At 40.3% G+C, this 20,838-nt stretch carries 16 protein-coding genes; all 16 read left to right on the top strand.

What is annotated here, in order from left to right:
- Positions 1 to 334: 334 nt before the first annotated feature.
- The 16 genes from BF9343_RS18680 to BF9343_RS18605 all read left to right on the top strand — a co-directional run bounded on the left by BF9343_RS18680 (position 335) and on the right by BF9343_RS18605 (position 20,838).
- The gene (locus tag BF9343_RS18680; protein WP_010993624.1) at positions 335 to 2,845 is read left to right on the top strand and encodes a heavy metal translocating P-type ATPase; all 2,511 of its coding nucleotides are present in this window, start codon (positions 335 to 337) and stop codon (positions 2,843 to 2,845) included.
- A gap of 17 nt (positions 2,846 to 2,862) precedes the next feature.
- Positions 2,863 to 3,759: a 4-hydroxy-tetrahydrodipicolinate synthase gene (gene dapA / locus BF9343_RS18675; protein WP_010993623.1), complete on the top strand. Its 897-nt coding sequence runs from the start codon at positions 2,863 to 2,865 to the stop codon at positions 3,757 to 3,759.
- 5 nt (positions 3,760 to 3,764) lie between these two features.
- Positions 3,765 to 4,637: a pyridoxamine kinase gene (locus BF9343_RS18670; protein ID WP_010993622.1), complete on the top strand. Its 873-nt coding sequence runs from the start codon at positions 3,765 to 3,767 to the stop codon at positions 4,635 to 4,637.
- Positions 4,638 to 4,732: 95 nt separating this feature from the next.
- Positions 4,733 to 5,392: an HAD-IA family hydrolase gene (locus BF9343_RS18665; RefSeq protein WP_010993621.1), complete on the top strand. Its 660-nt coding sequence runs from the start codon at positions 4,733 to 4,735 to the stop codon at positions 5,390 to 5,392.
- 30 nt (positions 5,393 to 5,422) lie between these two features.
- Positions 5,423 to 6,616, top strand: a complete 1,194-nt coding sequence (locus BF9343_RS18660; RefSeq protein ID WP_010993620.1) for a pyridoxal phosphate-dependent aminotransferase — start codon at positions 5,423 to 5,425, stop codon at positions 6,614 to 6,616.
- Positions 6,617 to 6,639: 23 nt separating this feature from the next.
- On the top strand, positions 6,640 to 7,773 hold the full coding sequence (locus tag BF9343_RS18655; protein WP_041926269.1) for an aspartate aminotransferase family protein: 1,134 nt from the start codon (positions 6,640 to 6,642) through the stop codon (positions 7,771 to 7,773).
- Between the two features lie 12 nt (positions 7,774 to 7,785).
- Complete coding sequence (locus BF9343_RS18650) at positions 7,786 to 8,658, top strand: alpha/beta hydrolase (protein ID WP_010993618.1); 873 nt, start codon at positions 7,786 to 7,788, stop codon at positions 8,656 to 8,658.
- Positions 8,659 to 8,703: 45 nt separating this feature from the next.
- Entirely contained in the window at positions 8,704 to 11,172 is a 2,469-nt protein-coding gene (gene feoB, locus BF9343_RS18645) for a ferrous iron transport protein B (protein WP_010993617.1), read from the top strand.
- Positions 11,173 to 11,201: 29 nt separating this feature from the next.
- Positions 11,202 to 11,765, top strand: coding sequence for a helix-turn-helix domain-containing protein (locus BF9343_RS18640; protein ID WP_010993616.1), 564 nt, complete (start codon positions 11,202 to 11,204; stop codon positions 11,763 to 11,765).
- A gap of 281 nt (positions 11,766 to 12,046) precedes the next feature.
- Positions 12,047 to 12,460, top strand: coding sequence for a TolC family protein (locus tag BF9343_RS18635; RefSeq protein WP_158236941.1), 414 nt, complete (start codon positions 12,047 to 12,049; stop codon positions 12,458 to 12,460).
- A 54-nt stretch (positions 12,461 to 12,514) separates the two neighbouring features.
- The gene (locus tag BF9343_RS18630; RefSeq protein WP_061430015.1) at positions 12,515 to 13,420 is read left to right on the top strand and encodes a TolC family protein; all 906 of its coding nucleotides are present in this window, start codon (positions 12,515 to 12,517) and stop codon (positions 13,418 to 13,420) included.
- A 10-nt stretch (positions 13,421 to 13,430) separates the two neighbouring features.
- Positions 13,431 to 16,574, top strand: a complete 3,144-nt coding sequence (locus BF9343_RS18625; RefSeq protein WP_010993613.1) for an efflux RND transporter permease subunit — start codon at positions 13,431 to 13,433, stop codon at positions 16,572 to 16,574.
- A 7-nt stretch (positions 16,575 to 16,581) separates the two neighbouring features.
- Complete coding sequence (locus BF9343_RS18620; protein ID WP_010993612.1) at positions 16,582 to 17,673, top strand: efflux RND transporter periplasmic adaptor subunit; 1,092 nt, start codon at positions 16,582 to 16,584, stop codon at positions 17,671 to 17,673.
- Positions 17,674 to 17,710: 37 nt separating this feature from the next.
- A complete protein-coding gene (locus tag BF9343_RS18615; protein ID WP_010993611.1) occupies positions 17,711 to 18,997 on the top strand; it encodes a sigma-54-dependent transcriptional regulator in 1,287 nt (428 codons plus the stop codon).
- Positions 18,998 to 19,188: 191 nt separating this feature from the next.
- Entirely contained in the window at positions 19,189 to 19,821 is a 633-nt protein-coding gene (locus BF9343_RS18610; RefSeq protein WP_010993610.1) for an RteC domain-containing protein, read from the top strand.
- A gap of 111 nt (positions 19,822 to 19,932) precedes the next feature.
- Positions 19,933 to 20,838, top strand: coding sequence for a DUF6047 family protein (locus BF9343_RS18605; protein ID WP_010993609.1), 906 nt, complete (start codon positions 19,933 to 19,935; stop codon positions 20,836 to 20,838).

Here is a 20,838-nt window from a genome sequence, read left to right as displayed (position 1 = left end):
AATATAGCAAGATTCGAGAGGACTGCTTCATAACCAATTATAAATAACAATCATAGTTTATGATAAACTGTTTATGTATTATTTTTCGTGAATAAATACATTTTTTTGTAGATTAAATTGTCACCGACAATTGTATTATTTCCTCCACAGAAAATTCAAAGTAATTATTTCGCCTTACTATAATGTCTATATAAACTTAACTTTGAAGAAATCGGTAATTATACAAAAGCTACAGCATACAATCTTATAAATTTATTCCTAAATTCTGTAACAGCCAAAAGAATAGCCCATCTTATCTTTGTAGCCAAATAAGACATCAAAAATATCACGCTTTATGGAAAATCAGAATTTGACTCAAGAAAACTTTCCTATTATAGGTATGAGTTGTGCTTCTTGTGCCGCACGAATAGATAAGGTACTCAATCGCCAACCGGGTGTCAGCAAAGCTATTGTAAACTATGCGGCCGGTACTGCTACTGTGGTATATACCCCTTCCGTATGTACTCCCAATGCATTGCAACAAGCTGTTCAGGCTGCCGGATATGACCTGTTGATTCAACAGACTCCCAATATGCTTGAAGAGGTCGAAGTAGTGCACGATCAAAAATACCATGCACTCAAATTACGCACGATATGGGCCATCATTCTATCTATACCGATTGTCATTATCGGTATGTTCTTCATGGATATGCCATACGCCAACCTAATTATGTGGATACTTTCTACTCCGGTTGTTTTCTGGTTGGGAAGAGGCTTTTTCACCAATGCATGGAAGCAATTAAAGCATGGCAGTGCCAATATGGATACGTTGGTGGCAAACAGCACTGGAATAGCCTATCTGTTCAGCTTGTTCAACCTGTTTTTTCCAGAGTTCTGGGTGTCAAGGGGTGTTCATCCGCACGTTTACTTCGAGGCAGCAAGTACTATTATTGCCTTCATCCTATTGGGACGACTTCTGGAAGAAAAGGCCAAAGGCAACACTTCATCAGCCATCAAAAAGCTAATGGGATTGCAACCTAAAAACGTAACCATTATCACCTCTACAGGCGAACAAAAGGAAATTCCCATCGAACAAATCCGACCAGGAAATATTCTTTTAGTAAAACCCGGTGAACGTATTGCGGTGGACGGTGTGGTTACAGAGGGTGCATCCTATGTGGATGAGAGTATGCTTAACGGTGAACCGATAGCCATATCCAAGGATAAAGATTCTAAAGTCTTTGCCGGTACCATCAATCAAAAAGGAAGTTTCCGTTTTCGGGCTGAAAAAGTAGGAACCGACACGCTTTTGGCTAAAATCATCCATATGGTACAAGATGCGCAAGGAAGTAAGGCACCCGTGCAACAAATAGTGGATAAGATAGCAGGTATTTTTGTTCCTACTATTATCTCCATTGCCGTATTGTCTTTCGTGGTATGGGTTATGCTGGGGGGAACAAACGGATTCACACACGGCTTACTGGCTTTGGTTACTGTATTAATTATCGCTTGCCCATGCGCCTTGGGCTTGGCGACCCCCACCGCCATTATGGTAGGTATCGGCAAAGGTGCGGAAAGAGGTATTCTGATAAAAGATGCCGAAAGTCTGGAAACAGCCAAGAAAATAGACACCATTGTACTTGATAAGACCGGAACTGTGACTGAAGGTAAGCCAAAGGTCAGCACGGTGGTATGGAATAACTTGTCGGAAAACGCAGAAAGTATCTTTTATAGTTTGGAGAAACTCTCGGAACATCCACTTGCCGAAGCTGTTACCAGCTATTTTAAGGACACTCGCCAAATCGAAATCAAACATTTCGAGAGTATTACCGGAAAGGGTGTGAAAGGAGAATCGGAAGGCAAGACCTATTATGCTGGTAATCGCCAATTACTGGAAGAACATAAGATTGCTATCTCTTCTGTCCTGTTCAACAACTTTACTCATCTGACGGCAGAAGCACAAACCGTTATCTGGTTTGCGGATGACACAAATGCCTTGGCAATCGTTGCTATTACAGACCAAATCAAGAAAACCTCCATACAAGCTGTAACGGAACTGAAAGCTGCCAATATTGAAGTGCATTTATTGACCGGAGATAATGAAACTACCGCCAGGGAGATTGCCCGTAAAGCAGGAATACAGCATTATAAAGCAGGAGTATTGCCGCAAGACAAAGCAGCTTTTGTCCGCCAGTTGCAGAAAAAAGGTAAAAAGGTTGCGATGGTGGGCGATGGCATAAATGATAGCGCAGCTCTTGCACAAGCAGATTTGGGTATCGCCATGGGAAGCGGAAGTGACATAGCCATAGATGTAGCCCAAATGACTGTTATTTCTTCCGACTTGACAAAGATACCAGAAGCTCTTGAATTGTCCAGGCAAACGGTACGAACCATCCGCCAAAACTTGTTTTGGGCATTTATCTACAATCTGCTTGGTGTACCTGTAGCGGCAGGTATCCTTTATCCCATCAACGGCTTTTTATTAAACCCAATGATAGCCGGAGCAGCTATGGCGTTCAGTAGTGTCAGCGTGGTAAGCAACAGCCTACGGCTGAGAAAAAAGAAGATACAAAATGCAGATGTTTCGGTTAATTTATCCGTCACAGAGCAAGATAGAGAACTTGAAGAGAAAGTAGAAACATTATCAGAAAAATTTATGAAAAAAGAATTTAAAGTAGAAGGAATGAGTTGCAATCATTGTCGTATGCGTGTGGAAAAAGCATTGAACAAAATGGAAGGAATACGTGCTACGGTAACTCTTAATCCATCGGTAGCCATCGTTGAATTTACCAATGGCGAGAAAACTTTGGAAGAGCTACAGAACATGGTTACCCAAGAAGCCGGTGATTACGTGTTGAGAGAATAATAAGAATTTTAGAAGATATGACACGAACTCGGTTGACAGGAATGGGAGTAGCATTGATTACCCCATTTAAAGAAGATGGAAGCGTAGATTATGATGCGCTTATCCTTTTGGTAGATTATTTGCTACAGAACGGTACGGACTTTCTGTGTGTATTGGGCACTACGGCCGAAACACTCACATTGACCGAAGAGGAGAAAAAAAGAATAAGACATACGGTTATTGAACGTGTGAACGGACGCATCCCGATTCTTTTAGGCGTAGGTGGAAATAACACGCTTACCGTAGTAGAGACACTGAAAAATGAGGACTTCACCGGTGTAGATGCTATTCTTTCAGTAGTACCTTACTACAACAAGCCCTCCCAAGAAGGAATATACCAACATTTCAAAGCCATTGCCGAATCTACCGAACTGCCTATTGTTTTATACAATGTTCCGGGACGGACAGGTACAAATATGAAAGCGGAAACGACCCTGCGTATTGCACGTGATTTCAAAAATGTGATAGCCGTTAAGGAGTCGTCCGGTGACATTACTCAAGTGGACGATATCATCAAGAACAAGCCTGACGGATTTGATGTGATTTCGGGTGACGACGGCATTACTTTTCCATTGCTTACCTTGGGGGCAACAGGTGTCATTTCTGTAATAGGTAACGCTTTCCCGCGTGAGTTCAGCCGCATGGTACGTTTGGCTCTACATGGCGATTATGCCAATGCCCTTACCATTCACCACCAATTTACCGAACTATTCAAACTATTGTTCGTGGATGGAAATCCGGCAGGTGTCAAAGCTATGCTCAATGCCATGGGGATGATTGAAAACCGGTTACGTCTTCCCTTGGTACCTACACGCATTACGACCATGGAGGCAATGCGTAAAATTTTATCAGAGCTAAACATCAAATCCGTATAAGCCTTATGTATGCAAATAAAGTAAAGAAAGTTGTTGCCGTTCACGACTTGTCCGGATTGGGACGAGTATCCTTAACGGTTGTTATCCCTATTCTTTCCTCAATGGGGTTCCAGGTGTGTCCACTGCCTACGGCGGTGTTGTCCAATCATACCCAGTATCCGGAATTTTCTTTCCTTGATTTGACGGACGAAATGCCTAAAATCATCTCCGAGTGGAAGAAGTTGGAAGTGCAGTTCAATGCCTTCTACACCGGTTATTTGGGTTCTCCGCACCAGATACACATCGTCTCCAATTTCATTGAAGACTTCCGTCAGCCGGACGGTCTGGTCGTTGTAGATCCGGTGTTGGGTGACAATGGGCGACTCTATGCCAACTTTCACGAGTCCATGATTGATGAAATGAAGCATCTCATTACCAAAGCAGATGTCATCACTCCCAATCTGACGGAACTATTTTATCTATTGGGCATCCCTTATCGGGAAACGAACACGGATGAGGAACTGAAATCTTACCTTCGCCAACTGTCCGATTACGGTCCAGAGGTAGTGATTATTACCAGCGTTCCCGTTGCGGGCGACAAGAGCAAAACCTCCGTCTATGCCTACAATCGTAGCGGCAATCGTTACTGGAAAGTGACCTGCCCTTACCTGCCTGCCCATTATCCCGGAACGGGCGATACTTTTACAAGCGTTATCACCGGAGCCTTGCTGCAAGGCGATAGCCTACCCATTGCCTTAGACCGTGCCACTCAATTCATATTGCAAGGTATTCGCGCCACTTTCGGATATGAATATGACAATCGGGAAGGAATACAACTCGAAAAAGTATTGCACAACCTTGATATGCCTATTCAAGTATGTAGTTATGAACTTATTTAGAGGGGAATACAAACAACTGAAATTATACAAATAAATACCCGAATTATGTAACAGGCAAAGAATTAAGAGGTTGTATTTTTGCAAAAAAAATAAAAATGGCACAGAAAAGGTATAAGCACATATTATGGGATTTGGATGGAACGATAATTGATTCTAAGATTGGAGTTTCCGAGTCAATAAGATATTGTTTAAAATATTTCAATATCGAAGTTACTTGTTTGGATGAATTCAAACCAATGATTGGTCCTCCTCTTCAGGATTCTCTTCGGGAAATATACAATTTCTCACCTCAACAGGTTGAAATTGCCTGCAAGCTGTATGACGAATATTATATGAAGAAAGGTATTCATGAATACAAGGTGTTCCAAAATATTGAGAAAGTTTTGTCGCAATTACAAAATGACAACAAGGAATTATATGTGGCAACAACAAAACCGGAATATGCCGCAAAACAACTCTTGGCTGATTGCAAGTTAGATACTTATTTCAAATTTATAGGTGGGGATAACGAAGAATTCACCCGTTCGAACAAGGCAGACGTGATACAATATGTACTATCTGCAAACAACATATCAGCCACTGATAATGTGGTTATGATAGGTGACAGAAAGTATGATATGTTGGCTGCCAAAAAAATAGGTATTGATACTATTGGTGTCCTGTATGGATATGGAGATAGAAACGAGCTATTGACAAATGGCGCCCAATATATAATAGAAGAGCCATACGAGTTGTTGAATTTGCTTAAAGGATAAAACGTAATGTTGAACTAAAAGATAGAACAGATGAATCAAGTTTCCAGTCATGTAACCCGTTTATCCCCTTCAGCTACACTCTTGATGTCCCAAAAGAGTGCAGAGTTGAAGGCTAAAGGAGTAGATGTCATTAATATGAGTGTGGGAGAACCCGACTTTAATACTCCCGGACATATTAAAAAGGCAGCAATCGAAGCCATAGAACAGAACTATTCTTATTATTCGCCCGTAATGGGCTTTTTGTCTTTACGGGAAGCCATTGCGAATAAATTGAATAATGAAAATGGGGTGAACTACTCAGCCTCCCAAATTATATGTTCAAATGGTGCTAAACAATCTGTTTGCAATGCTATATTGGCAGTAGTGAATCCGGGAGATGAGGTGATAATTCCGGCTCCTTATTGGGTAAGCTATCCGGAAATGGTAAAACTGGCTGAAGGTGTACCTGTAGTTGTACCTACTGAAATAGAACAAGATTTTAAAATAACACCTTCACAATTGGAAGCCGTCATTACTTCAAAGACACGTGCAATCATTCTGAGTTCTCCCAACAATCCCACCGGAACTGTTTATTCCCGGCAAGAACTTCAAGAATTAGCAAACGTGTTATCCAAACATGAGCATGTACTCATTTTATCCGATGAAATATACGAACACGTAAATTATGTGGACAAGCATGAAAGTATAGCTCAATTTCCGACTATCAAAGAACGGGTTATCATTATCAATGGAGTATCCAAAGCATATGCTATGACCGGATGGAGAATAGGATTCGTTGCCGGTCCGGAATGGGTTGTAAAAGGATGTTCTAAATTACAAGGACAATATACCAGTGGTCCTTGTTCTATCTCTCAGAAAGCCGCAGAAGCCGCATATAGAGGTTTGCAGAACTGTGTGGAAGAAATGCGTTTAGCATTTGAGCGACGTAGAGATTTGGTAGTGAGACTAGGAAAAGAAATTGCAGGTCTGGAAGTCAATATACCTGAAGGGGCATTCTATTTATTCCCTAAATGCAGCAGTTTTTTTGGTAAGAGATACAAAGACTGGGTAATCAACAATTCCACAGACTTGGTGATGTACTTGCTGGAAGTCGGACACGTGGCAGCTGTCAGTGGAGACGCTTTCGGCGCACCCGGATATTTTCGTATCAGCTATGCGACAAGTGATGAGAACATTGTAGAAGCAATGAAAAGAATCAAGAGTGCTTTGGAACTTCTGGTATAGAATCTGATTTAATGGGACAAACAATGAAACCATTTGATGTATATCCTGTTTTTGACATAAACATTGTCAAAGGAGAAAGATGCTCTGTTTGGGATGACAAAGGAACCAAGTATATGGATCTTTATGGAGGTCATGCCGTTATTTCGGTAGGCCATTCGCATCCTTCCTTTATAGATGCCCTTACCAAACAAGCCGGTAAATTGGCTTTTTATTCAAACTCTGTAAAAAACGAACTACAACAAGAGTTGGCAGAACGCTTGGGGAGAATGTCCCAATACGAGGATTATAAACTTTTTCTGGTAAATTCGGGGGCAGAAGCCAATGAGAACGCATTGAAATTAGCTTCCTTTTATAATAGAAGAACCAGAGTTATAGCTTTTAAAAACGCTTTTCATGGTCGGACTTCATTGACGGTTGAGGCTACCGATAATCCCAAGATTATAGCCCCTATTAATCAGAATGGGCATGTAACCTATCTGCCATTGAATGATACCGAATCATTGGTGCGGGAACTTTCTAAGGGCGATGTGTGTGCCGTCATTATAGAAGGAATACAAGGAATCGGAGGAATCCAATTACCTACATCGCAATTTATGCAGATACTACAACAAGAGTGCAATAAGACCGATACAATCTTAATTCTCGATGAAATACAATCAGGATACGGGCGTAGTGGAAAATTTTTTGCACATCAGTATGATGGTATTCGTCCGGATTTAATCACTGTCGCAAAGGGAATCGCCAATGGCTTCCCTATGGGAGCCGTATTGATTTCTCCCCAATTCACATCCATATATGGTCAATTAGGAACAACCTTCGGAGGGAACCATTTGGCTTGTGCTGCCGCTATTTCCGTATTGGACATTATGGAGAAAGAAGAACTTGTCGTGAATGCCAAACAGGTAGGTGATTTTCTGATTGATGAACTCCGCAAAATGCCATATATAAAAGAAGTACGTGGACGAGGATTGATGATAGGATTGGAATTTGATGTGGCAGTCAGAGAAATTCGTCAAAGACTATTATTTGAGCAGAAAGTTTTTACCGGAGTTGCAGGAAACAATGTAATCCGTATCTTACCGCCTCTTTGCCTAACAATGGACGAAGCTCAGGAGTTTTTATCACGATTGTCTGCAATATTACATATAACCATTTAAAAGATAGAACAAATGAAAAAGATTTTTTTATTTCTTTCTGTTTTGCTTGCAAGTAGCAGGCTATTGTTTGCCCAAAATGAAGGGGTCGTATATGATGAAAGAACATTAAACAGTGAAGTTTTGCGTGGAGAACGGAAATATGGTATTTATTTACCACCTGATTACAATTCGTCAGAAAGAAATTATCCGGTTCTTTATTTACTCCATCCAGCTGGTCCGAAAGGAACTGTTCCCAATCAACAGGGATGGATTAACTATGGCAATTTGAAACATTATATGGACAATGCCATTAAGGAAGGAAAAATTGTTCCTATGATTGTGGTAACACCGGATGCAAATTTCGGGAATAGGCATATTAGTTACTTTAACGACCCTGATAACAATTTCAATTTTGAGGATTTCTTTTTTCAAGAATTCATTCCATATATAGAAAAGACATATCGTTGTCGTACAGAAAAAGGTAGCCGTGCCATTGCCGGTGCATCTATGGGAGGTGGAGCCGCTTTTTTCTATGCTTTGCATCAACCAGAGATGTTTGTTGCCTCTTGTCCGCTAAGTGCTGCCATTAGAGGGTATGAAAAAGATTATATAAAATCCAGATACCCTAATATTACAGAAAAAGAACTGATGGAGTGGTACAAACCGTATAATGTTTACGAGTTATTCAAACAATTGCCAGAAGAAAAAAAGCAAACTGTATCATGGTATATTTCTTGTGGGGATGACGATGCTTTATCACCCAATAATGTGTTACTACATGCAGATTTGAAGAAAATGGAAATTCCTCATGAGTTCAGAATGCAGAATGGAAAACATGATTGGAGATACTGGCGTTCAGTACTGCCTGAAGTTCTCCAGTTTGTATCTACTCATTTTTGTAAATAGATTTAACACGTCCTTTAATAAAACTATCTTGCACTTTTTAAGGATATGCGTTTATCTGAACTAAAAACAGGAGAAAAAGGGATAATAGTCAAAGTTTTGGGACATGGTGGCTTTCGCAAGCGCATCGTGGAAATGGGATTTATCAAAGGAAAGACTATAGCTGTTATTTTAAACGCCCCCTTGAAAGATCCGATAAAATACAGTTTGTTGGGTTATGAAATTTCCCTTCGACGGCAGGAGGCCGAGATGATTGAGGTGGTGAGCGAACAAGAAACGCGCACCACTCAAGATTCTTATTATGGTCCTATAATAGAAGAGACCATGATACCTGAAAACAAGATGGCGACGTTGGCAAAAGGGAAACGGCGTACTATTAATGTGGCATTAATAGGAAACCCTAATTGTGGGAAAACCTCGTTATTTAATTACGCTTCCGGTGCCCATGAACGCATAGGAAATTATAGCGGAGTTACCGTAGATGCCAAAGAAAACGCTTTTGACTTTCAAGGATACCATTTTCGCATAGTGGATCTACCTGGTACTTATTCTTTATCAACTTATACACCGGAAGAAGTATATGTGCGCAAATACATTATCGAAGAAACTCCTGATGTGATTATCAATGTAGTAGATGCATCAAACTTAGAACGCAATTTTTATCTTACGACCCAGCTTATTGATATGAATGTGCGAATGGTTGTCGCCCTAAATATGTTTGATGAACTCAAAGCGAGTGGTAATCAACTAGATTATCTTAAGTTAAGCCGATTGTTAGGCGTACCTATGGTACCTACCGTTTGCCGTACAGGAGAAGGTGTTGATAAATTGTTCCACATTATTATCAGTCTTTACGAAGGTATTGATTTTCTCACGCAGGAAAAGTTGGATGTTCGTACAGAAGTGTTGGAAGATTTAAAAGGATGGCATGAAACATACGTTCCTGACCATGAATTTGGAAGTCATAGCGAGGAAGTACATATTAAATCTCATGCGTATTTCCGTCATATCCATATCAATCATGGACCAGAATTGGAACGTAGCATTGAGGCTGTAAAGAAGTTGATTAGTGACAACAAGCAGATTCGTCACAAATATTCCACTCGTTTCTTAGCCATCAAACTATTGGAGAAAGACAAGGACATAGAATTATTTGTCAAGACGCTGCCTAATGGAAGTGAAATTTTAGCTCTGCGGGATAAAGAAACTCAACGTCTCTATAAGGCAATAAATGAAGATAGCGAACAGGCTATTACTGATGCCAAGTATGGTTTCATTGCCGGAGCATTAAAAGAGACATTTGTAAATAACCAAAAGGAAAAAGAGCAGGTGACTCGCATAATAGATACGATTGTAACCCATCATATTTGGGGGTACCCTATATTCTTCCTTTTCCTCTATATAATGTTTGAGGTTACATTTGTCTTTGGAAATTATCCCATGCAAGGTATCGAATGGTTGGTAGAGCAATTAGGAAATCAAATACGCAACAATATGACCGAAGGACCATTAAAAGCTCTGCTTGTCGATGGCATCATAGGAGGAGTGGGAGGAGTTATCGTGTTTCTACCGAATATTCTGATTTTGTATTTCTTCATATCCATTATGGAAGATTCGGGATATATGGCACGTGCTGCATTTATTATGGATAAGATTATGCACCGTATGGGATTGCATGGTAAATCATTTATTCCTCTTATCATGGGGTTTGGATGCAATGTACCGGCAATCATGTCATCGCGTATCATTGAAGATCGCAAGTGTAGAATTATAACCATGTTAATTAATCCATTGATGTCATGTAGTGCTCGTTTACCCATTTACTTGGTCATGACTCAGGCTTTTTTTCCAAGCCATGCCGGTTTTATATTGCTATGCGTTTACTCCACGGGAATCCTATTAGCTGTTTTCATGGCACGTATTTTTAGTAAATTATTGATGAAAGGCGATGATGCTCCTTTTGTAATGGAACTTCCTCCCTACCGTATGCCCACAGCAAAAAGCATCTTTCGCCATACTTGGGAAAAAGGGAACCACTATTTGCGAAAAATGGGCAGTATTATTATGGTTGCCTCTATTATTATTTGGTTTTTGGGTTATTATCCACATGATAATTACGAAACAGTTGCAGAACAGCAGGAAAATTCCTATATTGGTCAAATCGGAAAAGCTATTGAACCGATGATTGAACCTTTGGGATTCGATTGGAAACTTGGAGTCGGATTGATTTCGGGTATTGGTGCAAAAGAGTTGGTGGTTAGTACCTTAGGAGTTCTTTATACGAATGAAAGTGATATTGAGAACGTGAATCTTTCAAATCGTATTCCTATCACTCCACTCGTCGCTTTGACTTATATGCTGTTTGTGCTGATTTATTTCCCATGTATAGCAACACTGATTGCGATAAAACAAGAATCAGGAAGTTGGAAATGGGCACTGTTTTCCATGGGTTATACTTTAGTTCTGGCATGGGGGCTGGCTTTTACAGTATATCAGTTAGGAAGTTTGATTGTTTAGTATGTAGAAATAGGATAATTGTTAAAAATATGAATAAGATTTATATAAAGAACATGGTGTGTGACCGCTGCATAATGGTGGTAACAAATATTTTATCCCAACTTGAATTGAAGGTTGCCCATATCGCTTTAGGAGAAATAGTTCTTTTATGTCCGCCAACAGAGAAACAAATGCAGGAATTGTTAGATCAATTACAGAAAGTTGGTTTTGAAATTATAGATGACAAACGTTCCCGGATAGTCGAGCAGATAAAGACTTGTATTCGCGAGTTGGTGCATCGCAAAAACGGTATGTTGAAGACTAATTTATCTGATTATTTATGTGAAAACATTCATTTGGATTATTCTTATTTGTCTGGCTTGTTTTCTGAAAATGAAGGTCGGACGATAGAAAAGTATTTCATCTATCAGAAAATAGAAAGAGTCAAAGAGTTGCTTGTCTATGATGATATGCAACTTAGCGAAATAGCTTATATTATGAATTATTCAAGTGTAGCACATTTAAGCAATCAGTTCAAGAAAGTTACAGGATTTACCCCTACTTATTTTAAACAAATGAGTACACAATGTCGTAAACCATTGGATAAACTATAACTATATAAATGAATCTGAAAATGATGTAACAATCAGAGAGTGTTTTTCCTGTTACTTTGCAGTCGAAATATAAAAGGTACTGTTTAATAAGGAAAAAGATTGGATTAGGAACAAGGAATAGTATCTTGTAAAAAGGTGCTATTCCTTTTTTTGTCTGATTATTAAGATTATATATCTATCTCTTGTTATCTATTGCTTGCTTATTTCTTTATCTGCATCCCTAAAATAACCGATAACTTAATATAGTTCATATGATAATAAAAAGAAGGACAATAAAACTAATGGTCTTACTTGTAGGCTTTGTGAATGTAAATAGAATATATGCACAAGAGATAAGCCTTCAACAGGCTTTAAAACAGGGTATGGAGAATTATGAAACAATCCGATCGAAAACCTTACAAGTAGAAGCACAAAAGAAACTGGTTAATCATGCCAAAACAATGCTTTTACCTGATATAAAATTTTCGGCCCAGCAAGTATATGGTACAGCCAACGCATGGCATGGACCACAATATAGCTTTGGTGAGGGGATGACAACCACAAGTATGCCACAAGACAAACAAAATTGGGAGGCTGCTTTCGGTTCACTTTATATGGCAGGTTTTAATTGGACACTTTATTCTTTCGGTCAAACGAAAAACAATATACGGTTCGCTGAGTCCGAATATGAATTACGGCAATCGGAATTGGAATAGGAAAAATTCAAACATCAGATACAGGTGTCAGCTACATATTTCAATCTTCTTGCTATGCAGCAACTTGTAAAAATACAAGAGCGGAACATAGATAGGGCAAAAACGCTTTTCTCCGTTACTCAGGCCCTGACATCTAACAATATCAGACCCAAAGCAGAAGCTGCAATGGCAGAAGCAGAAGTTGCAACTTCGCGTATTACTCTACTGAAGGCGCAGGACAAAGTTTATGAACTGTCAAAAGACTTTGCATTGATAACAGGAATCGAAGATGAGGAATTCTTGCTCGACTCTTCCTATATGTGTATATTTCCAATCGACCGAACATCTGCTGAAGAAGTATCCGATAACCACCCCTCGTTACGCCATGCACAAGATGCAGTTGAAGCAAGTACCTACAAGATGAAAATCTTCCAGTCGGAAGCCCTACCCCGTATTAGCCTTGTCGGAACTATTTCAGGAAGGGGATCTGGGTTCGGATATAATTACACCCAAGTACCGGAGGCTGTCTCTCACTCATACACTCAAGGAGTAGGTATAAACCGAAGCAATTTTCTTATTGGGATAGGACTGAACTGGAACTTTACATCATTGTTCAGGAACCGCTCCAAAGTTGCGTCTCAAAAACAGCTTTCATATTCATTAGAAATAGAACGGAATCTGCTTTCCAGAGAATTGAAAGAACAAACTCATTATGCTGACAAAAAGTTGCAACTTGCATACAGTCAATACAATGAAGCAGTTACCCGAAAAAAGGCAGCACAAATTTCTTACGATCAATATTTAGCCATGTATAGAAATGGTCTGACTTCCATTTCCGATCTTGCCCAAGCCATGTATGCCTTGACTGCGGCGGAGTCCGAGCAGGAAATCATGGCTATCAATATATGGCAGGCTTATCTATTGAAGATTGCAAATAACGGAGATATAGAAGCCTTTATCGCTCAAATCAATAACATATAATAATGTATTTATGAATATAATTCGCGGAGCATTACGCAGACCCATATCGACACTGGTACTGGTATTCGGATTGTTATTCTTCGGAATAAAAGCCGTCCGGGACATTCGTGTAGATATTTTGCCGGATATGAATCTTCCGGTAGTTTATATAGCACACGCCTTCAACGGATATACTCCGGAACAAATGGAAGGCTATTTTACAAAAATGTATACCAACATGATGCTGTTTACCAACGGCATCAAAAATATAGAGACTAAAAATTCGCAAGGTCTTACCTTGATGAAGGTTACATTCTATCCGGATACGGATATGGGACAGGCGATTGCGGAACTGAGTGCCTTATCCAATCGTTCGCAGATATTCCTGCCGCCGGGTACTCCCGATCCTTTTATTATCCGATTCGACGCATCGTCCCAGCCCGTCGGTCAGGTCGTTTTCCGCAGTCCTACGAAAAACAACAATCAATTGCAGGATATTGCGAACTTTACGGCACGTCCTTTTTTGATTTCCGTACCGGGAATAACGACTGCTCCACCGTTCGGGGGAAGTCCCCGTACTATTGAGATTAATGTTGATCCGCAGGCACTTCGTGCTCATAAATTGGCTCCGGAGCAAATTGTGGAAGCTATAAGCCGTAACAATATAACGGCTCCTTCCGGTAATATATTCACGGAAGATAAAAACTATATCACTCCGACCAATAATAATCTGAAAACCGTCCGGGAGTTTGAGGATATTCCACTTGTCAAAGGTAGCGTGGGAACAGTTTTTCTGAGGGATGTGGCAACCATATCCGACGGAGCCGATATTGCAACCGGATATGCGTTGGTCAATGGTAAACGTTCGGTATACATCAATGTTGCCAAATCAGGGAATGCTTCAACTTGGGATGTGGTGAAAAATTTGAAAAAACGCCTACCTGTCATTCAAAACAACCTGCCTGACGATGTTACGGTTTCTTTTGAGTTTGACCAATCCGTTTATGTAATCAATGCCGTTAAAAACCTGCTTACCGAGGGATTTATCGGTGTGATTCTGACAGGACTCATGGTATTGTTGTTTCTACGGGACAGGCGCTCCGCTTTTATAGTCATTCTGACTATCCCTATATCACTGATTTCCGGTGTCCTTTTTCTTCATCTGTTCGGGCAGTCAATCAATATCATGTCATTGTCCGGTTTGGCTTTGGCTGTAGGTATTCTGGTGGATGAAAGTACCGTTACCATCGAAAATATCCATCGCCATCTGGAATTAGGAAAACCCAAAGCTGTTGCCGTATGGGAAGCCTGCCGAGAAATCGCTTTCCCGAAATTCCTTATTTTGCTGTGTGTTTTGGCAGTTTTCGTTCCGGCATTTTTAATGAACGGTATTCCCGGTGCTATGTTTCGTCCTTTGGCAATGGCAATAGGATTTTCAATGATAACTTCATTCATCCTCTCCCAGACATTCGTGCCTGTCATGGCATCGTGGATTATCAGACCAAATCATGCTATATCAACCAACGGACATAATGAAAGCGGGAGTAATAAACTGTTGGAACGACAACTGGAAAGATTGCTGAAACGAAGAAAACAGATTGTATCCACCTATATTGTCGGAGTTGTCGCAATAGTAATATTATTGTTCGGAATAATCGGGACAGATGTATTACCCAAAGGTAATCCCAGTCAGTTCCAAGTAAGGCTCGTTGCTCCACAGGGAACCCGAATTGAGATAACAGAGGACAAAGTCCGGGAGTTCATGGGTGAACTCGAAACATTAATCGGAGAGAAACACATACGCATATCTTCAGCCTTTGTGGGACAACATTCTTCCACATTTGCCGTGAGTCCGGTCTATATATATAATTCCGGACCTCATGAAGCTACCTTGCAAGTTGCCTTGCAAGATTGGCATGGTGATATGGAGCATTTGAAAGAACAACTTCGCTGCCGAATAAATGAGTCTATGCCGGAAATGAGCATTACATTCGAGCCGATGGAATTATCCGAAAAAGTATTGAGTCAAGGAGCCAACACGCCTATTGAAGTGCGATTTTCAGGCATGATGAAAAAACAGAATGAAGCGTATGCACGAAAACTCTTGGGCAAATTGAAGGAGATTGATTACCTGAGAGACCAGAAAATGCCACAGTCGATGAACTATCCTACTTATAATATTGAAGTGGATCGCATACGTGCCTCTCAAATCGGTATGGATATGGCTGATATTTCAGGTTCACTTGTTCCCTCCACTTCATCGTCGCGTTTTACTAATAAGAATTTTTGGATAGGTGGCATGATGAATATGGCATATAACGTGCAGGTACAGATACCGCTTAATAAGATGTCTTCAAAAGAAGAACTGGAGGCATTACCCTTGTCGAGAAAAGCTCCGGGAAAGGTACTCGGTGATGTTGCGAATATAACAGAAGGAACGACTTATGGAGAAACCTACAATGAAGGTTCTATGTCATATACGACTGTTGTTGCCAATATTCACGATGTGGATCTGGGTACAGCATTGAAAGATGTTCGCAATGCCATTGCTTCTTTAGGGGAACTTCCGAAAGGTTTGAATGTCGAAGTGACCGGATTGGCATCTGTTCTGGAAGAAACGCAACGCGGATTGCAGGAAGGATTGCTTATTGCAGTCATTGTCATATTGCTTCTATTGACTGCAAACTTCCAATCTTTTAAAGTGGCATTGGTCGTAATTACCAGTGTCCCTGCCGTTATTATGGGAGCACTTACCTTGTTATGGATAACTGGCTCTACTCTCAACTTACAGTCCTATATGGGTATTATCATGTCTGTCGGAGTCTCCATTTCCAATGCTTTGTTGCTGGTAACGGCGGCTGAAACAATACGCAAAACAAGTGGAAATAGCCTCCAAGCAGCTTTACAAGCAACTTCTTTGCGTTTGCGCCCTATCTTGATGACAAGTATCGCCACTCTTGTCGGTATGCTTCCGATGGCTATCGGTTTTGGGGAAGGTGGAGCACAAACAGCTCCTTTAGGAAGAGCTGTGATAGGAGGTATTCTTGCTTCCACTTTAATCGGATTATTTGTTCTGCCTCTGGCTTTTGCATGGGTACAGGAAAAATCATCGACGCTCTCCGTTTCTCTTGACCCGGAAGATCATAATAGTAAATACTATCAAGAAAAAAAGTAAATTAAATATGAAAAAGAGTAAGTTTTACATTATCTGTGTAGTCTGCCTGTTGATTGCAGGCTTAATAATTTGGATTGGTATGGAAAATCGGAATACAGCTTTTTCCAACACAGTCGTTAAGGTGCAGAAGCCCGAAATACAGAGCTATACATTGAAAAAAAGTAGTCCTGCAATCCCAATCAAATTACCAGGAGAAATTGTCGCAGACAGACAATCCGACATTTATGCCAAAGTGAGTGGTTTTGTTCAATTCTTGAAAGTTGATATAGGTTCTAAAGTAAACAAAGGGGATGTTCTGATCGAATTAGAAGCACCAGAACTCGTTGCCAAAGCATCCGTCCTAAAAGCGCAAATCGCATCGCAAGAATCGGTAGTGTCATTTTCCCGTTCCACATTCAATAGGCTGTTAGCCGCATCGGAAACGCAAGGAGCAATATCGGAGGATGCGATAGACAAGGCACGAACGCAAAAAGAGAGCGATGAATCTCGATTAACGGCTTTGCAGGCCGGTTATAAAGAGGTGCAGAGTTTACTCGATTATTTGGTTATACGTGCCCCATTCTCAGGAGTCATAACCGAACGAAATACAGATATAGGTTCGCTTGCTGTTCCTTCAGGAAAGCCGCTTCTTGTACTGCAAGATAAAAGTAACCTACGAATCAGATTGGCGGTAGCGGAAAAATACACATCTTATATTCATGTAGGAGACACGATTCGTTTTACTTCGCAATCCAAACCGGGTAATACGTTCATAGCGAAAATAGTTCGCCGTTCTAATGCAATAGACAGCCGATTACGTTCGGAAGAGATAGAGGCCGATTTCACCAATGTTCACGAAGCCTTATTGCCGGGAATGGTTGTGGATGCAACGCTTTCTTTGAAAGCGGAATCTGCTTCGTTCTTTGTCCCTGAATCAGCTGTTGTAGATGGAAATACAGGGACATACGTTATGGGAATAATAGATGGTAAAACAAAAAGAATATCTGTTAATAAAGGAAGGAAAAACAAAACATTAGTGGAAATATATGGTAATCTGAGTGAAGGAATAAACATTCTTCAACATATCACTGAAGAAACAAAAGAAGGGATTACCTTTTAGTATTTTATTAATAGCCTATATTGTAGAGATTGCTAAAATGGTATTAATTGTAGAAGATGATCGGACATATGCATATACAACTGCGAATTGGTTGAAAAAACATAGTATAGATGCCCGTTATGTATTGTCTGTAGATAAAGCAAAGTTGTTTTTGTATCATAATGAAGTGGATTTGATACTATCGGATTTTAGACTTAAAGAAAGTAATGGTATAGAATTACTAGAATGGATAAAGGCAGAAGGTTATCAAATTCCATTTCTTATTATGACCGGATATGCAGATATACCGGGAGCCGTAAGTGCTATCAAAAAGGGAGCTGAAGATTATTTGCCAAAGCCGATTCAAACAGAAAAAGCACTTAGTATTATCCAAGAAGTATTAGAGCGGAACAGAAAAGACTCTAAAACAAAACAGGCATTCTATATTGGACAAAGTCCATTGTCTTTAAAACTACAACACTATGTTCGCCTTGTAGCTCCTTCGGATATGACTGTGCTCATAAGAGGTGCATCTGGTACAGGAAAGGAGTGGGTTGCATCGCAAATTCATGCATTAAGCGGACGTGCGAATGCTCCATTCGTTGTTGTGGATTGTGGTACTTTACCAAAGGAACTTGCAGCTTCTGAATTATTTGGTTATGTAAAAGGTGCATTTACGGGAGCGGTGGAAGACAGAGAAGGCATGTTTGCTCGGGCTAATCATGGAACATTGTTTTTGGATGAAATAGGAAATCTGAATATGCACGTACAAATGTTATTATTACGTGCATTACAAGAAAAGCATTTTCGTCCTATAGGTAGTTGGAAAGAGATAGAAGTAGATATACGACTGATAGCTGCTACGAATGAAGATTTGGAGAAAGCCATAATGGAAGGGCGATTCAGAGAAGATTTATTTCATCGCATAAATGAATTTCCACTGCAAGTACCTCTTTTAGCTGAATGTCCGGAAGACATTATCCCATTAGCTGAATTTATGTTGAATATAGCTAATCGTGAATTAAATAAAGAGGTAAAAGGTTTTGACCGAGAAACACAGAAAAAATTCAAATCATATTCATGGCCGGGGAATATACGTGAAATACGGATGGTCGTGAAACGAGCAACTTTATTGGCACAAGACGACTGGATAACGATGGAGGATATAGAACTTCTTCCCAATAAGCACCCCAAAGAATATACATTGAAAGATGAACGAGTAGAGCGGAATAATATTATAAAAGCATTGAATGCTACAGATAATGATCGTACAGCGACAGCACAATTATTGGGAATAAGTCGAAGTACACTTTATCTTAAATTAAAAAAATATCGCCTAATATAAAATTCGTCCGATTTTCGGACGAATTTTATACAATCTACATTCATATTCTGCACAGATGTGTTTTCTTTTTATATATACTTTTAATTATCAATGTTTTATGTTTATCATGATTAATGGTATAGTACTTGCTTATAATATTTTTATGATGATTTGGCTGGGGGTGTGATTTGTAGAACTTAAAATGTGATGCGATGAAAACATTAACGAATGCGCTTCTTTTTACTTTATTCACCTCCTATATGGATGGTATGGTACAGGTGGCAGAAGAATTGCCTGCCGCTTATGATGATTTTGTAACCCTGCTTGCAGGGCTCCCGCAGGATGAGAATCAGATAGTAAAATTGCGACGCTTGAATTATACCAAAATAGAATTGGATTATATGCAAATTGCATCGGAGCAAATGTTGGGAAAAAGGCATGTTTTGTATGATGTATTTATTGGTAAGGCATTATCTCTTCTCAATGCAGAAATAGAAATGGTTAAAGAGCTGCTTAAATATGGAAATATTGTACCGGAACTGAAATCTGAAATAATAAAAGATGAGGAAAATAAATCAGTTGTCATGCTAACTTGGAATGGAACAGACAGTGATTTGATTGAACTGGTGGCTGCGTTGATGGCAGCCGATGCAATAAGTTCGAGAAATGGAGATAAACTAACTGTGATAAGTGTAATTCGAGCTTTTGAGGATATGTTTCATCTAAAAATAAATGCACTATATACCAAACGGGGAAAAGTGTTTGACCGTTGTACGGACACTACTCCTTTTATTGATTCCTTGCGTGTAAGTTATAACCGGATGCTGGAGAAACGGTTAATTTAAAAGTCATGCGCCAACGAACGCCAAAGCCTGACTCGGATTCCCTCTTTATTGTGGGTTGTCCGATGATGTATTTTCTTTGCAAGCATTAAGTTATGCAAAAAGAATCAAGTTATGGGACTATTGAAAGATTGGGCAGACCGTTGGTTACATCACCGGACAGCCGAAACGGGTAACTTGCCCGTTTCGGCAGACAGTGAGAATCAGCGCATGTCTGCTGTGGCAACGGATGAGGGTGTACTTCTCTTCTCGGACAGTGTAAAGGGAATGAAAGCACGTACCACTTACTTACAACATCTGGCAGACAGTTTTTTCAACTTCAGTAAAAAAGTGGAAACACTTAAACTGTATGAAATAGAGATTCCCATGCGGCAGATGGTTGAACTGGCCGATAATTGTATCGACAAACTCTCAAAAGCAGACTTGCGCAGGGATGATATACAATTAAGAAAATCGGTATGCAGCTTCACGCCCGAAAAGATGGCAGGAAAGGAGATGCTGGTAGGTGCCGTCTGCACCGGCAAATATGACTTACGTCCCGACTTCAATAACTTTGACCGTTTGACAAAGGACTTCGGCCTGGGTATCTCACCCCGTAATTATGATGTTGCGGCACTGCTGTATATCTCGGAGAACGGATATGCCGGCCTTATGGAAGCGGACCATTTCCATCCGTTCAGCTATCAGTATGAGTTCAAGGAACTGGCGGAGAAGCTGGGGGACAGTATGAAGGCGAGACGAGAAGCCCCGCTCTCTGCGCACGACTTCGGCTATGCGGCCTTGCAGATGGAAGCCAAAACAATGGCGAGGGACATCCTACAATCGGAGTTCCACATTACAGACGGGGAGTTCAGGCTGGGCGGAAAAGCGAACCGGACATCACAAAGGGCAAAAACTCCGGAAAAGTGTTCGTCTCAACAGTCCAAAGAGCCGGAACCGGAAAAAACGGGGCGTCAGGCTGCGAAGCATGCCTCTTCCGTTGTTCCGCAGAAGAAAGAAAAAAAACAACTGATTATATAA

This window comes from Bacteroides fragilis NCTC 9343, assembly GCF_000025985.1.
Classification (GTDB): Bacteria; Bacteroidota; Bacteroidia; order Bacteroidales; family Bacteroidaceae; genus Bacteroides; species Bacteroides fragilis.
Note: the sequence above shows the minus strand (reverse complement) of the source record. Positions and strands in the feature narration are given on the sequence as shown.

Excerpts from the sequence above, each read along its gene's own strand:
- BF9343_RS18680 (WP_010993624.1), top strand. The coding sequence starts at position 335 with ATGGAAAATCAGAATTTGACTCAAGAAAACTTTCCTATTATAGGTATG.
- dapA (WP_010993623.1), top strand. The coding sequence starts at position 2,863 with ATGACACGAACTCGGTTGACAGGAATGGGAGTAGCATTGATTACCCCA.
- BF9343_RS18670 (WP_010993622.1), top strand. The coding sequence starts at position 3,765 with ATGTATGCAAATAAAGTAAAGAAAGTTGTTGCCGTTCACGACTTGTCC.
- BF9343_RS18665 (WP_010993621.1), top strand. The coding sequence starts at position 4,733 with ATGGCACAGAAAAGGTATAAGCACATATTATGGGATTTGGATGGAACG.
- BF9343_RS18660 (WP_010993620.1), top strand. The coding sequence starts at position 5,423 with ATGAATCAAGTTTCCAGTCATGTAACCCGTTTATCCCCTTCAGCTACA.
- BF9343_RS18655 (WP_041926269.1), top strand. The coding sequence starts at position 6,640 with ATGAAACCATTTGATGTATATCCTGTTTTTGACATAAACATTGTCAAA.
- BF9343_RS18650 (WP_010993618.1), top strand. The coding sequence starts at position 7,786 with ATGAAAAAGATTTTTTTATTTCTTTCTGTTTTGCTTGCAAGTAGCAGG.
- feoB (WP_010993617.1), top strand. The coding sequence starts at position 8,704 with ATGCGTTTATCTGAACTAAAAACAGGAGAAAAAGGGATAATAGTCAAA.
- BF9343_RS18640 (WP_010993616.1), top strand. The coding sequence starts at position 11,202 with ATGAATAAGATTTATATAAAGAACATGGTGTGTGACCGCTGCATAATG.
- BF9343_RS18635 (WP_158236941.1), top strand. The coding sequence starts at position 12,047 with ATGGTCTTACTTGTAGGCTTTGTGAATGTAAATAGAATATATGCACAA.
- BF9343_RS18630 (WP_061430015.1), top strand. The coding sequence starts at position 12,515 with ATGCAGCAACTTGTAAAAATACAAGAGCGGAACATAGATAGGGCAAAA.
- BF9343_RS18625 (WP_010993613.1), top strand. The coding sequence starts at position 13,431 with ATGAATATAATTCGCGGAGCATTACGCAGACCCATATCGACACTGGTA.
- BF9343_RS18620 (WP_010993612.1), top strand. The coding sequence starts at position 16,582 with ATGAAAAAGAGTAAGTTTTACATTATCTGTGTAGTCTGCCTGTTGATT.
- BF9343_RS18615 (WP_010993611.1), top strand. The coding sequence starts at position 17,711 with ATGGTATTAATTGTAGAAGATGATCGGACATATGCATATACAACTGCG.
- BF9343_RS18610 (WP_010993610.1), top strand. The coding sequence starts at position 19,189 with ATGAAAACATTAACGAATGCGCTTCTTTTTACTTTATTCACCTCCTAT.
- BF9343_RS18605 (WP_010993609.1), top strand. The coding sequence starts at position 19,933 with ATGGGACTATTGAAAGATTGGGCAGACCGTTGGTTACATCACCGGACA.